Source organism: Fluviicola sp., from assembly GCF_039596395.1.
In the GTDB taxonomy this organism is placed as follows: Bacteria; Bacteroidota; Bacteroidia; order Flavobacteriales_D; family Crocinitomicaceae; genus Fluviicola.
Map to the genome: position 1 here is coordinate 848,431 of NZ_JBCNJT010000002.1, position 13,374 is coordinate 861,804.

The following is a 13,374-nucleotide window of genomic DNA, read 5'->3' on the forward strand; positions in this document are numbered from 1 at the left end:
TCTTTTTAGTTTTTCGGTGAATGAATTTTAGTTATTAGTCAGTTCAACAGAAAGCGTGATTTCAGCTTTCAGTAATTTGGAAACCGGACAAACTTCTTTTGCTTTTTGTGCCAGTTCGATAAATTGTGCTTCTGAAATGTTCGGAACGTTTCCTGTTGTATTTAAGTGAATCGTTGTAATGGTCCCATCTTCAAAAGTCACTTTTGCGGATGTGTTCAAATCTTCGGCTGTGAATCCTGCTTCATTTAATAAGAAGCTCAACTGCATGGTAAAACATCCGGAATGTGCTGCTGCCAATAATTCTTCCGGGTTTGTTCCTACTCCTTCTGCGAAGCGGGTCTTAAACGATAATTGTGCATTGTTCAAAGTCGTGCTTTGAGTACTGATTGTACCTGTTCCTTCCATTCCGGTACCTTTCCAATTTGCGTTTGCTGTTCTTGAGAATTTCATAATCTGTTTTTTTAATTGTTACATCCCGACATTCATCGTCGGGGTTAATACTTGTTTTCTTCAACCGGCTTATCCGATGTTTGATGAGACAAATTTAGGGCGGGTGTTTTCATAAATCAAATCAATAATTTTTTACCTTTATAAATAAAAATTATAATCATGACGATTCAGCAATTAAAATATATCGTGGCTTTGGACGAAGAACGCCATTTTGCAAGGGCTGCGGAAGTATGCATGATCTCCCAGCCGGGGCTCACCATCCAATTAAAAAATTTAGAAGAAGAAATCGGAATAAAAATTTTTGACCGGAATAAAGTGCCGCTTACTCCGACTAAATTGGGTGTGGAAATCATTCACCGTGCTAAAAAGATCCTGCGTGAAACGAATGAGATCCGCGATTTTGTCATTAACGAGAAGAACCTGCTGGAAGGGGAAGTAAGAGTGGGTGTGATTTCAACTTTGTCTCCGTATCTGATTCCGAAATTTATCAAAGCCATGCGCGAAGCTGCGCCGAAAGTAAACTTTATCATCCGGGAAGGATATACCGGGCAATTAATGGCAGAGGTGGAAAACGGTACGCTGGATATCGCCATTATGGCCACGCCGACCGGCAGACCGAATTTGGTGGAACACCCGATTTTTATGGAACCGTTCATTGCATATCTGCCACCGGATCATCCCATGGCCGGCGATCCGTTTTATAAACTACAGCCGAAAGACAGGCCCGAACTCTTGCTGCTTCATCACGAATATTGTTACAATGCACAGTTGCTGGACATTTGCGAACTGAAAGAACCGGGTAAAATCAAAGATCAGTTTCAGTACGATATTACTTCCATTGAGACCCTTAAAAATTTGGTACGTGCCCAGTTGGGATTTGCAATCATTCCGATGCTTTCGGTAAACAATGAAAAAGACCGGACGTTGTTTAAGCCATTTGCAGATCCGAAGCCGGTTCGTGAAATAAGCTTTGTAGTAGCCGATACCTTCTCCAAAAAATTATTGCTGGAGAAGATGAACGAGGCCATCTACCAGTGTTTGCCGGAAGAATTAAAGGCAGATTTCAGTTATAAAAAGATCCGGTGGAACGATTCGCCATACTTTATAGATGCCGTGAGTAAATTGTGAGTCACTCTCAGGATTTATTTGCACGCAGATCGCGCGGATTTACGCAGATATGGTTGAGGTATAACCTCTGCTCTTCGCTTGATCGGAGCAAATTGTGCGAAAATGCATAGTTGATCAATCTTTGATTTTCATAATGATCGCTGTGCAATGACTATAAGAAACCGGGGTGTTTGCCCGCAACTTTGTGGTATCAAATTATTCAACACAAAAATTTAGAAATCATGAAAAGAGCAATTAAAAACACCTTGATGGTCATCGGTTTATTCGCAGCAACTGCAGTAAACGCACAAACACACAATCACGAAACAGGATTTGATATGCCTGCTTTGAACCCGAAAAGCCCCTTGGCAGAATTGGTAGGAAACCATGTTGGAATTCGCGTTCCTGATTATGACGCAGCTATTAAATGGTATACCGAAAAACTGGATTTCCGTGTGATTCACGAATGGCCTTATGCCGATGAAAAACTGGCTTACCTGGCTCCGCCGAATACCAATGATTTTTGGGTAGAAATTCTTGCCGGAGGTAAATTATCCAAGCCGGTTATTTATTCCGATTTGGGTAAAAGTCTGGAAGAAGCAGGTTTCCACCACATTTGTATGGATGTTTCCAACGTAGACCAAATCGTTGCAGAATTGAAAAAGCGCGGAGTAACGATTGTTGGTGAAACATTCTACCTGGAAGCAATCGGCCGCAAGCTGGCATTTTTCCAGGACCCATGGGGAAATATGATCGAACTATCCGAAGTGGTAAAGAAGTAATTTATTTTCACCAACAAATTCACAAGGGAGACAGTTTGTTTCCCTTTTTTCATTAAACGAAGTATTAAAAAACGAGAGCGGAGTGAAACAACAAATCATCAACTTGAAATATCATTAACCTCATCAAATCAGTCTTTAGATAACAACCAACGTAAAATTCCTTGTGCTCTTCGTGTCCTTTGTGGTGAAAAAGCAGCGAAGCTGCCAATCAGTGTATCGAACTAATCTATGTGGTTTTCAATCAAACAGCGGCTGGAACGGATCAAAGCGATGCATCGTGTCCAGGGCCTTCATTTCGCGGTTTTCCACTTTGTAAACTCTTCCCGGGAATTTCTCGATCAAAGACATGTCGTGTGTTGCCATGATTACCGCCGCTTTTTCTTCTTTCGCCACGGCAACGATCAGGTGCATAATTTCGGTGGATGTTTCCGGGTCTAAATTCCCTGTCGGCTCATCGGCAATGATTACTTTCGGGTGATTGATCAACGCACGTGCAATGGCTACACGCTGCTGTTCTCCTCCCGAAAGACGATGCGGCTGAATGTGTTCTTTTCCTTCCAGTCCGACCATCGACAAAACGGTGCGGATACGGTTGTCCATTTCACGTTTGTCTTTCCAGCCTGTTGCCTTCATCACAAAGCGCAGGTTGTCAGTGATTGACCGATCGGAAAGTAACTGGAAATCCTGGAATACCACTCCTAATTTACGGCGCAAATTTGGGATTTGGCGTTTCGAAAGCCGTTTCAGGTCGAATTCCACCATCGAACCCGAACCGTCACTCAATTCCAATTCTCCGTAAAGCACTTTCAGCAAGCTGCTTTTCCCCGAACCTGTTTTCCCGATCAGGAAAACCAACTCATCCGATTCCACCTCGAAATTGATGTTGTCAAGAACTGTTTGACCCAACTGGTCAATTCTTCCGTTTTGAATGCGAATAACTTTCTCCACCACTTTTGAGTTTAATAATGTTCAAACAGGTTCAATCTTCTTCGCTCTTAGAGCTCCGAAGGTTCAAAAGAGTTTAAACAGTTCAATTTGAACATTTGAACATTTGAACATTTGAACATTTGAACATTTGAACATTTGAACATTTTCACTTGTAAAATTCAGAATTCCAATTCGTAAAATTCCCGTGTAACGAGATTATCTCTTAACAGTTATACGTTTAAAACTTTTGAACGCGCGCGCCCTTTCTCCCTAAGGGACTACTTAATTTTAGGATCTTAAAATAGTTGTAATGCGTTTTCTTTTTATCCTTTTTCTACTTGTTGCAAGCTCTTCGGCATGGTCCCAGGCAAGTGAGAAATATCATTCTCCGCTGAGTGGGTTCTACAAAGCAGAAGATTTGTTTGAGAAAGAACAATACAGTGCCGCACGCAAAGAATTCCGCCTGTTTATTACTGATTACAAAGGTTCCAAAAACGATTCATACTACATCAAAGCCTTGTATTATGAAGGTCTTTCCGCATTGGAACTCTTCAACAACGACGCTATTGATCTGCTGGAAACTTTCAACCGGGAATATCCTGAAAGCATTTACCGGAGCAATATCCTTTTCCAGATCGGCCGTTACTATTATCAGAAAAAGGATTACAAAAAGTCCATTGAATACTTCAAGCAACTAAGCCGGTCATCGGTAGACAAAGAGAACCAGGAAGAATATTACTTCAAATTGGGATATGCCTACTTTGACGAAAAACAATACCCGGAATCCAAACTGGCTTTCTATGAAGTAAAAGATTCTACCAGTCAGTACGGAGCACCGAGTTTGTATTACTACTCGCACATCTGCTACCTGGACAGTTCCTACCAGACGGCTTTGGAAGGATTTGAGAAATTATTGACCGACAACCGTTTCAACCGCGTTGTTCCTTATTACATCACTCAGATTTATTACATTCAGCACAAATACCAGGAGGTAGTAGATTTTGCGCCGGGTAAAGTCGACAGTTTGAAACCGGCTGAGCAGGTCGAGATCAGTCACATTATCGGGGACAGTTATTTCCACCTGGAAAAGTACGACGAAGCGCTTCCTTACCTGGAATTATACAATTCGAAATCGAATACCACCCGCGACGACGATTATGCACTTGCTTTGGCTTATTCACGTACTTCGAACTGTACGAAAGCCGTGAAGTATTTTGACCGCGTTGCCCGTGAAAAAGACGTTCTGGGCCAGATTGCCCTGTACCATGCCGGAGAGTGTTATACCAACCTGGGAGAACTGGTTTATGCCCGCACAGCCTTCGAAGCAGCCAGTCAACTCGATATGGACAAAATGATCCAGGAAGATGCTTTGTACAATTACGCATTGCTTTCCTACAAACTGGACATGAATGCTTATGACGAAGCAGTGGAAGCTTTCAAATTGTACCTGGAGAAATACCCGGATTCCAAACGCAAACCGGTGATTTACCAATATTTGGTGAACGTGTATACTTCTACCAAGAATTACCAGAAAGCACTGGAGTCTTTGGATCAGTTGACCAACAAGGACATCAAACTGAAATCCGCTTACCAGTTGATCGCTTTCAACCGGGGTGTGGAATTGTTCCAGAAATCGGAATACACTAATGCCATCCAGGCTTTTGAATTGGTAGACAAATACCCGATCAGCCCGGAAATCAGTGCAAAAGCCGTTTACTGGACTGCAGACGCGCTATTCTATCTGAAAAAATACCCGGAAGCAATCAAGAAATACACGCAATTCATGGGAATGGCCGGTTCTCAGATGAGCGGCTTGCGAAACGATGCTATTTACAACAAAGGATATGCTTACCTGGCCACGGGCGAATACAAACAGGTCGAACAAACTTTCAGAGAATACCTGAGCCAGCCGAATCTGACGGAACTCAACAAGAAAGCGGATGCACACATGCGTTTGGCTGACGAGTACTACCGGAATTCACAGGCCGACCAGACCATCAACAAACTGGCGGTAGACAATTACAAAGCTGCTTACAACCTGAAACAGGGATACGACGATCAGGCTTTGTACTACATGGCCCGTACCTATAATTTCATGGACAAACAGAACGAGCGCATTCAAAGCTTAACGGACCTCATCAACAATTATCCGAAATCCCGTTACATGCAACGCGCTATTCTGGATATTGCCCGGGCCTATTTTGAGGAAGAAAACCTGGACAAATCGGAACGTTATTACAAACAGATCATTTCTGATTATCCGTCCAGCAACACGGTGAAAGATGCTTATCACTACCTCGGAGATATTGCTTTCAAGCGCAATAATTTCAACCAGGCGGAAACGTATTACACGAAAGTCCTGAATGAATTCACGATCAACGATACGATCTGTGAACGCGAAGTAAGTTCCTTGGTTTCCGTATACCGTGCACAGCGCTTATTGAACAAAATTGAAACGCTGGCGGGGAAATACAGTTGTGTGGATTCACTGACCAACCAGGTGGAAGATGAATATTACCGGTTGGCATTCGATCAGTACGAAAAGTCGGAATGGGAAGCATCCATCAAGGAATTCGATAAATACCTGAATAAATACCCGAACGGTAAATTCTACCGCGATGCCATGAACCAGAAAGCGGACGCTTTGTATCGCCTGAAGCGTGAAGCAGATGCTATTGCGATCTATCAGATTACACTTGCCGGTCCAAATGACGATTACACGGAACTGGCTTCGGTACGAACCGCCAAGTTCTTGTTTAACGGAAACCAGAAAGAAGCTGCACTTCCATACTATAAACGCACGGAAGAAATCAGTTCCAACCCCGAATACCTGAACAATGCCCGGATCGGATTGATGCGCTGTCACTTCTTGTTGGAGAACTACGCCAATGCGGTTGAATACGCTCAAAAAGTACTGGGTGTTCAGCAAACCACGCAAGTGAAACTGGAAGCGGAATACATCAAAGGAATTTCACTTTCGAAGGAAAAACGCTATGCCGAAGCGCAACTGTCTTTGGATTACGTCATCAAAAACGCAACAACTGCGTGGGCGGCAGAATCCAAGTTTACCCTGGCTCAGAATGCATTTGAGCAGGCAGATTATACCAAAACAGAAACTATTATCCGGGAATTGCTGAAAATGAAACCTGGTTACGATTACTGGATCGCGAAAGGATTGATCCTTCAAACGAAGGTATTGCTTCAGAAAAAAGATTTGTTCCAGGCAGAAAACACGATCAAGTCCGTTATTGACCATTACCCGGTGAAAGACGACGGAATTCTGCAGGAAGCAGGTGAACTGTACAACGAGATCATGCAATTGAAAACACAACCAAAAACTTTGACGAACCCAAGCGAGCCTACGGTGATTGAAGTGGATGAAAAAACAGGGAAATAATGAAGAGAAGTACACACATATTATCACTTTTAAGTGCGCTGTTCATTGGATCTTTTTCGAATGTGTCCGGGCAAAATGACATTACGATCAATGTTACGGGAAACCGTACGGTTGAGGAAGCTCACCGCCTGAATTCACAGCCCAAGGTTTTGGATACGGTTTTCCCTATTCCAACGACTTCTTTTCCGCTGCTTTCCATCAATTACGAACCCACTTTTGAGATTCCGAAAATCGAACCGGCGAAAGTAAACCTGCAGCAAAAATTGCCGCAATTGTACAATGGATATGCACGAATCGGGATCGGTTCTTTATTGATGCCGCTTGCTGAAGTTTACTACAACAACGGTCGCAGCCGTAAAATGAACTATGGCGGAAACATTCAGCATTTGAGTTCTTTCGGGAAGATGCGCAATGTTGCACCGGCCAATTTCGACCGCACGAATGTACGCGCATTTGTAGGCGTAAACGAAAAGAAATACAGCTGGGATGCCGAATCTTATTACCGCAACCAGGGACTTCATTTCTACGGTTTCCCGAATGAAGATGCGGATAAAGACAGCATTGCCCAGCGTTTCAATACCTTCGGACTGAAAGGAGGCTTCCATTCCCATGCCAAAGACAGCTTGGGCCTGAATTGGAAACTCGGACTGGAATACCGTCATTTCAACGATAAAAAACCAAAGGCAGATTCTTTGAACGACTGGAATGCCCGCGAGAATTTCTTCGCCATCCGCACCGGTGCCGAATACAAATGGGGAACAGAGATTTTTGCTGCCGACCTGGATATCCTTCACAATTCCTACAAATACGGGGTCATGAACGATACCATGCCCGGATTCCTCAATACCGGACTGGAAAATAAGAACACGATTATCAGTTTAAAACCAAGCATCAGTACTTATTCCAAAAACCGGAAACTGAAAGCGAAGGTCGGAGTGGACCTGACTGCAAGTTTGGGAACAAAAGACAAGGTTTACCTCTACCCGATCGCCGAAGTCAAATATTCATTGTTCAATGACATCCTGATTCCTTACGTGGGTGTAACCGGAGGTTTGACACAACAGTCCTTCAAGCGCATCACGGATGAAAATGAATTCGCTTTATCGAATGTTACGCTGCAGAATGAGCACAAAGCAGCAGACGGCTACATCGGGATCAAAGGAACATTGTCCAAACGTATCGGGTTTAATGCCTTTGCAAGTTTTTCGCATGTAAAGGGCAAAGCGCTCTTCGTAACCGACACGGTTTATTCGGGCAGAAACCGCTTCAACGTCATCTACGATACGATAAACATTACCAAACTGGAAGCATCGATCTATTATCAGCTGAAGGAAAAAGTGAAGATCGACGTGATCGGAAGATACTATTCCTACAATGCACGGAACAACATTTTTGCATGGAACCTTCCTCAATTCCAGATTGTTTTGAGAGGAACTTACAACCTGTATGACAAGTTTATCTTAACGGTTGACGCGAACCTGGAAGGCGGAAGAAGAGCACAGGTATTTGCTCCGGGGAAAGATGTACTGGAAGAAAACCAGCAATACGCTTTAAAATTAGGTTTCCTGGCAGATGCAAATATTGGGTTGGAATACCGGTATAACAAGCGCGTTTCCGGGTTCATTAATTTGAATAACGTGGCTGCGCAGCGTTATAAAAGATGGTACAACTATCCGGTTCAGGGATTCCAGGCGATGATCGGGGTAACGATCCGTTTTTAAACTTCGACTCCGCTCAGTTTACTTTTTTTAAAAAATTGAAAATATGTGGGCACGCAATGCTTTGCGTCCCTACGTTATTTCAATTTTTTTGCATTCTACGATTTGATTTTCATACCTTTGGCGCATGAAGAACTTTCTGCCTTTTATTGCTCTTTTGCTCATTCTTGCTTCCTGTAAGGACCCCAGCGTTAAATACAACCAGGTTATTCAAAACGATTCTGATTACGATGTTTGGATTCGCGTGTATGAACGCACGGATTCTGCTGCAACGGTATTCTTCACGGTAGACAGTTTCTTTGTTGCCAAGAAAAGCGAAACCATTATCCTGGAAAGAAACGGGCATAAGAACATGGACAGCTTCAAACCCTGCAGGATGTACGTAGATTCCATTACCGGAAGAGCTGCGGATACTTCACTGGTTGTGGGCCTGAACCTGAACAGTGATACCAACTACGTGTTCAACGAAGTGGAACGAAACAAAAAGAACGGTGGTACTTGTGAATGCCGCGTTGTTTTCAAAAACATTCATTTACAGTAAATCAGCTCTTACTGAATAAGTGCTTACGGTGATTGGATCCCCAAACAGCTAATTCTGCAATGATGGGTTCCAGCGTTAATCCGTAAGGGGTGATCTTGTATTCCACCGTAATGGGTTTCGTATCGCAAACCGTGCGCGTGATCAATTGATTCACTTCCAGTTCCTGCAATTCCTTGGAAAGCATTTTGGCCCCGATTCCCGGAATATTCCGTTTCAATTCCATAAACTTCATGGAATTCTCGAAAATCAGGGTTCCAATGATCTGAATTTTCCACTTTCCGGAAAGCAATTCCAGCGTGTCACGGATCGCCAGCATTCTTCCTGCGCAGGCTGCCGGCTCATGTATCATTTTCTTTTTCATTACCATACCACAAAAATACGACGTTATACGATCGATTTTACAATTAGTTTCTTGGTGGAAACTAGTTTCCAAAAGGAAATACAGGCAAAAAGTAAACCGGGTATCCTATAGCTTTGCCAAAAAAATAAATTCCATGAAAAAGAACAACATTATTTATTGGTCAACAACAGGCTTATTTTCACTTATGATGCTATTCTCCGGATCCATGTATTTCGCATCCCCGGAAGTCCAGGCAGGTTTTATCAAAATGGGTTTCCAGGATGCATTCCGCATTGAATTGGGAATTGCGAAGATTATCGGAGCGCTGGTTCTGCTGATTCCGTTTTTTAAAGGATCTGTCAAAGAATGGGCTTATGCAGGTTTCGGTATTACCCTGATTTCAGCAAGTATTCTTCATGCCTCTATCGGTGATCCGGCAGCGAAAATCATTTCCCCGCTTATTTTTCTTGGAGTATTAGCCGTTTCGCATATTTTTTGGAAAAAGCGTTTGCAGGCAGTAAATTGATCCTTCGACTCCGCTCAGTCTCCTAATTGATTTCAGATAAATGAACCTGTCTTTTCGACTTTGCTCAGTTCCTATTGATCTTAGGTATTTCATTGAAAAGGTCATTGAGCGGAGTCGAAATGCCTTTTCAATTATTTTAAGATCCACGGAGCAATTCCCAAAGCTTTCAACTTCGGTTCAAGCTGTGAAAACTGGGAAGCATTTCCAGCAGTCACACGAATTTTTCCATTCGTTTCCATGATCTGCCCGCTCATTCCGTTTGTTTTCAATAACTGGATCAGTTCTTCGGCATTTTTCTTATCGGAATAACTTCCGACAATGATTTGCCCTCCTTTCGGCGCAGCAGGTACCGGATTGGTTTTCGGCTGTTCAACCACTTTTTTGGGTATTTCAGCAACAACCTCAGGCTGCTTTCCTTCTGCTTCAGGAGTTTCTGCTTTCACAACTGCTTTTTGCTTTTTCAAAGAAACCGGAACGTAGGTGTCTTCATCCATTTCGTAGGAAAACGTTTCTACGTTGCGTGGTAAATTTTCCAATTGTTTCTTCACCGTTCTCTTTTGGAAACTATAGTTCGATTCCGGAAGGGTGTACGTTCCTTTTTTGGTTGCATGGAACGGGTTAAAATCGGAAAATGAAACCACTCCGGACTCCAGCACATCTGTTTTCACAGGAATCCAGAACGAATAAAAAGCAACCGGAAGCAAGCAGGCAGCAGCTACATATCTCCAGGTATTTGATTTCTTCTTAACAGGAAGTGCCGTTGGCTGAATATGCTCTTCATGTACTACTTCCAGCACCGGAACAATCGGCTCTTCGTTCAGAACGAAAGACGGCTCAGATGTCGGTGTCAATTGTTTTTGCTCTATTTCAACCGCTTTTACCACATGCAAAATAGCCTGGTGGGATTCCTGTGCCTGGGCATCTGCAACGGAAACAAAATGAACGGAACTCAATCCGAAAGACTCCAGTAATAAATTGTAGAAGCGGTCTTGTTCAAAACACAAATTGCGCTCCTGGTCGTAAAACAGGTTTCCCACACGGTCAATGGTGATTCTTCCACCCATTTGCAATCTGGCTTCCCATTCATGGATATGTGCCTGAACTTCTTCTGCAGCTTCTGAATAAGGAATGGAATTAGCCTGGGAAAGTGCCGCGATCAGCAACCCGTCATTATTGATCAGCTGTTTATTGAATAACACGGATTTTTTCGGAGGAATAATCACTCCTTTCGCCGAATCAATTTTTGCAGACGTACGCTGTGCCACAAAACCTCCGAAAGAAGGAACGATCACACAATTGTGCTGCAATAATAAATCACCGATAAGCTGTTCAACTGTCAACATGTCACAAAGTTATGAAAATCACACCATCTATACGCAATAATCGAAAAAGAGTTGCACGTTTATATGTAAAGGATTAGTTTTGGGCAAAACTAAACTTATGAAACACCTTTACTCACTTGTTTTTGTGTTTGTTACATGGACAAGTTTAAGCCTAAGTATGGCTCAAACGATAATCCCTACAAATGCTTCCGCCCCGGGAGTTTGTGACGGATCGGTAACTTTCGCGGATGCTGCATCTTATTCCACATGCACCTGGACCTGGTACCAGGACACCGCTACCGTTGTTGGAACAAACGTACAAACCGTTTCAAATCTATGTGCAGGAAACTACATTTTTGTGATTGATTCCGCAGGTGTATCCATGACTGCCATCTTTACGATCGGTGATCCTTGTTCAAACCTGGTTCTTTCAGCTTCTACGTTAACAAATTGTACTCCGGGAAATTGCGACGGAGCAGTACAGCTTACAGTAACAGGCGGATCCGGGCCTTATGTCTTTTCCGCATCGGGAGCAGGTACTCAGCCGCAAGCCTTATTTTCCGGTTTATGTCCCGGAGCATACATGTTTAGCGTGATGGACGTAAATGGTTGTTCAACAACCGCTACAGCCGTGGTCGTTGACCCTTCCATGAATCCCATTGTTCCCAGTTTAACTGTTACAAATGATTCCACAGGAACATGTTCGGGATCCGCATCCGTTTCGCCAACCGGTGGAACGGCTCCATATACTATTACCTGGAGCAACGGTGCTATAGGAAATTCGGTATATAATCTGTGTGCAGGAAATTATTCAGTGGCAATTTGGGATTCGAACGGAGATTCGTCCGTTTCGTCTTTTACCATCAATAGTCCGTGCAATAATATTGCTTTAACTGCTTCTGTTACCAACTGCACTCCCGGAAACTGTGACGGAGCCATTCAGGCGAATGCGACCGGCGGAACTGCTCCCTATACCTTTTCCGTATCAGGTGCTCCTCAATCACCGGTATCATTTATAGCCAATTTGTGCCCGGGAACATATTCCATTATTTGCATGGATGCCGTTGGTTGTTCAACAGCTCCGTTAACCGTTACTGTTGCAGATACTTCATTGAATTCCTGTTCCGGTTTTACAGGAAACTTCACTTCCTCAACAGCTATTAACGGAACGTGCACCGGAACAATAAGCGGTACTGTTTCCGGAGGAACTCCTTCTTATATTTATGCTGTTGATGGCGGACTCACCTTTGGTACAGCTAATACTTTTAGCGGACTTTGTCCTGGTTCTTATACGGTAGTTGCGCTGGATGCAAACGGATGTACATTCAGCCAGCTGGTTACGGTCGGTGATTCCATGATAACCATCAATCTTGCTGCAAACCTCACATCGACGGATGACCTGACGAATAACTGCAGCGGTTCTGCTTCCGTTTCACCAAGCGGCGGAATTGCCCCTTATGCTATTGCATGGAGTAACGGTGTAATGGGAAATACGGTTTCAAACCTGTGTGCGGGAATTTATTCAGTAACTGTTTGGGACCAGGGAAATGATTCTACAACCGTAAACTTTGTCATTGCAGATTCTGCTTCCACTTACACTAATAATCCTTACCCGAACGGTGCTATCAATGATACGTTGTATACCGATTTGGTTTCGAACTGCGTGATCGATTACAACGCGATCGATTCGGCTGCTTTGTACCAGGCCGTTTACAGTTCCAGCAATCAAAGTTTGTATGTAACCTGGGCGGTTTATTCCCCAACAGACACGGTTTACATCAGTGATACACTTGCTTTGATCGGAAACCCGGGATATTATAACCTGACGATCTCCGTTTACTGTCCGAATAAATCCGGAAACGATTTCTTCAAAATTGAACAGGTAATCTATTTCGACGGAACAACTGTTTACTTCTCGACACTTGGCGTTGATGAACATCTTTTGGAGCAGGTATCTGTTTACCCGAATCCGTTTAACCATTCAATTTCCATAAATAACAAAGAAGGTGTGGTCCGATCCCTGAAATTGGTGGATTTGAACGGACGCATTCTTTCCGAAATGAAGCAGGTAAATTCCGGGTTGGTTGAAATGGACCAATTGGAAAAAATTTCCAGCGGAACTTATTTATTGATCCTTTCAGGATCGACTGGTTCTAAAACGTATCAAGTAATCAAGTAAGAGATCCGCCGCCGCGGATTGATTTGATCGCCGTTTGTAGACGGGAGAAACCCTTATTAAAGTCCCGTTCGTCAGCAGATGGACG

11 protein-coding genes are annotated in these 13,374 nt (G+C 43.3%); 7 read left to right on the plus strand and 4 right to left on the minus strand.

What is annotated here, in order from left to right; all coding sequences use genetic code 11:
• Window positions 1-27 precede the first annotated feature (27 nt).
• Window positions 28-450 (minus strand): OsmC family protein, encoded by a 423-nt coding sequence (locus ABDW02_RS12595; RefSeq protein WP_343634913.1) that lies wholly within the window; start codon window positions 448-450, stop codon window positions 28-30.
• Between the two features lie 159 nt (window positions 451-609).
• On the opposite strand from ABDW02_RS12595, the gene ABDW02_RS12600 reads away from it, so the two are divergent.
• On the plus strand, window positions 610-1,578 hold the full coding sequence (locus tag ABDW02_RS12600; protein ID WP_343634914.1) for a LysR substrate-binding domain-containing protein: 969 nt from the start codon (window positions 610-612) through the stop codon (window positions 1,576-1,578).
• Between the two features lie 221 nt (window positions 1,579-1,799).
• Window positions 1,800-2,339, plus strand: coding sequence for a VOC family protein (locus ABDW02_RS12605; RefSeq protein WP_343634915.1), 540 nt, complete (start codon window positions 1,800-1,802; stop codon window positions 2,337-2,339).
• Between the two features lie 237 nt (window positions 2,340-2,576).
• Here the strand turns inward: ABDW02_RS12605 and ABDW02_RS12610 are convergent, their stop codons facing one another.
• Window positions 2,577-3,287 carry an ATP-binding cassette domain-containing protein gene (locus tag ABDW02_RS12610; RefSeq protein ID WP_343634916.1) on the minus strand — a complete coding sequence of 237 codons (711 nt, stop codon included), beginning with the start codon at window positions 3,285-3,287 and terminating at the stop codon, window positions 2,577-2,579.
• 289 nt (window positions 3,288-3,576) lie between these two features.
• Here ABDW02_RS12610 and ABDW02_RS12615 point away from each other — a divergent pair, with 289 nt between their 5' ends.
• The 3 genes from ABDW02_RS12615 (at window position 3,577) to ABDW02_RS12625 (ending at window position 8,922) form a co-directional block, all read left to right on the plus strand.
• Window positions 3,577-6,663 (plus strand): tetratricopeptide repeat protein, encoded by a 3,087-nt coding sequence (locus ABDW02_RS12615; protein WP_343634917.1) that lies wholly within the window; start codon window positions 3,577-3,579, stop codon window positions 6,661-6,663.
• On the plus strand, window positions 6,663-8,384 hold the full coding sequence (locus tag ABDW02_RS12620; protein ID WP_343634918.1) for a hypothetical protein: 1,722 nt from the start codon (window positions 6,663-6,665) through the stop codon (window positions 8,382-8,384). The genes ABDW02_RS12615 and ABDW02_RS12620 overlap by 1 nt, the downstream gene beginning before the upstream one ends.
• A gap of 124 nt (window positions 8,385-8,508) precedes the next feature.
• Entirely contained in the window at window positions 8,509-8,922 is a 414-nt protein-coding gene (locus ABDW02_RS12625; RefSeq protein WP_343634919.1) for a hypothetical protein, read from the plus strand.
• A gap of 1 nt (window position 8,923) precedes the next feature.
• On the opposite strand, the gene ABDW02_RS12630 is transcribed toward ABDW02_RS12625, so the two are convergent.
• A complete protein-coding gene (locus tag ABDW02_RS12630) occupies window positions 8,924-9,283 on the minus strand; it encodes a helix-turn-helix domain-containing protein (RefSeq protein WP_343634920.1) in 360 nt (119 codons plus the stop codon).
• Window positions 9,284-9,416: 133 nt separating this feature from the next.
• Between ABDW02_RS12630 and ABDW02_RS12635 the strand changes: the two genes are divergently transcribed.
• Window positions 9,417-9,788 (plus strand): DoxX family protein, encoded by a 372-nt coding sequence (locus tag ABDW02_RS12635; RefSeq protein WP_343634922.1) that lies wholly within the window; start codon window positions 9,417-9,419, stop codon window positions 9,786-9,788.
• Window positions 9,789-9,919: 131 nt separating this feature from the next.
• Here the strand turns inward: ABDW02_RS12635 and ABDW02_RS12640 are convergent, their stop codons facing one another.
• The gene (locus tag ABDW02_RS12640; protein ID WP_343634924.1) at window positions 9,920-11,131 is read right to left on the minus strand and encodes an SPOR domain-containing protein; all 1,212 of its coding nucleotides are present in this window, start codon (window positions 11,129-11,131) and stop codon (window positions 9,920-9,922) included.
• Between the two features lie 97 nt (window positions 11,132-11,228).
• Here ABDW02_RS12640 and ABDW02_RS12645 point away from each other — a divergent pair, with 97 nt between their 5' ends.
• Window positions 11,229-13,289, plus strand: coding sequence for a T9SS type A sorting domain-containing protein (locus tag ABDW02_RS12645; RefSeq protein ID WP_343634926.1), 2,061 nt, complete (start codon window positions 11,229-11,231; stop codon window positions 13,287-13,289).
• Window positions 13,290-13,374 lie beyond the last annotated feature (85 nt).